This window comes from Gammaproteobacteria bacterium (genome assembly GCA_003696665.1).
In the GTDB taxonomy this organism is placed as follows: Bacteria; Pseudomonadota; Gammaproteobacteria; order Enterobacterales.
Genome location: RFGJ01000003.1, coordinates 1 through 1,060, shown reverse-complemented (window position 1 = coordinate 1,060; position 1,060 = coordinate 1). Strand labels below are relative to the sequence as shown.

The 1,060-nt window shown below is 55.7% G+C and carries 3 protein-coding genes; all 3 read left to right on the top strand.

Annotated elements, in window-relative coordinates; genetic code table 11:
• Positions 1-67: 67 nt before the first annotated feature.
• Complete coding sequence (locus D6694_00070) at positions 68-547, top strand: hypothetical protein (GenBank protein ID RMH48841.1); 480 nt, start codon at positions 68-70, stop codon at positions 545-547.
• An 11-nt stretch (positions 548-558) separates the two neighbouring features.
• Complete coding sequence (gene csm2, locus D6694_00065; protein RMH48840.1) at positions 559-963, top strand: type III-A CRISPR-associated protein Csm2; 405 nt, start codon at positions 559-561, stop codon at positions 961-963.
• A 12-nt stretch (positions 964-975) separates the two neighbouring features.
• Positions 976-1,060: type III-A CRISPR-associated RAMP protein Csm3 (locus D6694_00060; protein ID RMH48839.1), on the top strand; the 85-nt coding region annotated here is incomplete at its 3' end.

Sequence of the window (1,060 nt, the reverse complement as noted above, 5' to 3'; positions counted from 1 at the left end):
GGCGCTGGACATCGCCGACGAATTCCGGGACTACACCCGTCACCCCGGCCTGCACATCAGCGGCGGGATGGCCTTCATCCAGGGCAAGTACCCGGTCTACCAGGCCGCTGAAGATGCAGGCGGCGCGGAAACTCTGGCAAAAGATTTGCCAGGTAAAAACGCCTTCGCATTCCTGAACACCCCCTGGAAATGGGATGAATTCAAAACGGTTAAACAGCACAAGGACACACTGAAGGAACTGGTGCGGGGCCCCGAGGAAGCCGGCGGCAGCCCGAAATCCATCCTGATGCTGCTGCGTTCATTGGCGAAGATGGAGAGCGAAGCCGCCCGCGGGCAAGAGCGTCTGGTCTGGGGCCGCTGGATGTGGATGGCGGCCTATCATCTCACCCGCGCCGCCGAGCGTTATGACACGAAGAAAGCCGCATTGGCGAAAGAATTGCGTTCGATACGCGACGCATTTGAGAAAAACGAATACCGTGATTTACCCCGGTGGGGCGCAGCCGCCCGCTGGGCACAGTTGCTGACTCGTGAAAAGGGCAAACATTAAGGAGGTTTCCAATGGCTGATATGAAAGCAGTAATCACCGATACAACAGGACAGAAACTGGTGTCCGAAGCAAAAACGCTGGCCAGGCAAATCTACAAAGACCTCAAGGCCAGTCAGGTGCGCAAGGTCTTCACCGAAGTGCGCAAAATCGAGGCTTTGTGGGAGCAAGAAGAGAAACGAGGCGCAGCGGTGCGACGACTGGTGATGCTGAAACCCAAACTGGCATACCAGGAAAAGCGGCAAGAAAAGAGGAATGGAGCCTCACCGATGAAGCCACTGGCAGCCGCTTTGACATCTGCCATTGATGTTGTCGCCAATGAACAAAATGCGGACAAGCAAGATGCCTACTTCCGCAACTTCGTTGATTTCTTTGAGGCCGTGCTGGCCTATCACAAGTATTTAGGCGGACAAAACTAAGGAGAAAACCCCATGACCGACAAGAAAATCACCCTCTACGGACGCGTATTCATCGAAGCCACCATCGTGGCGAAGACCGGCCTGCACATCGGCGGCT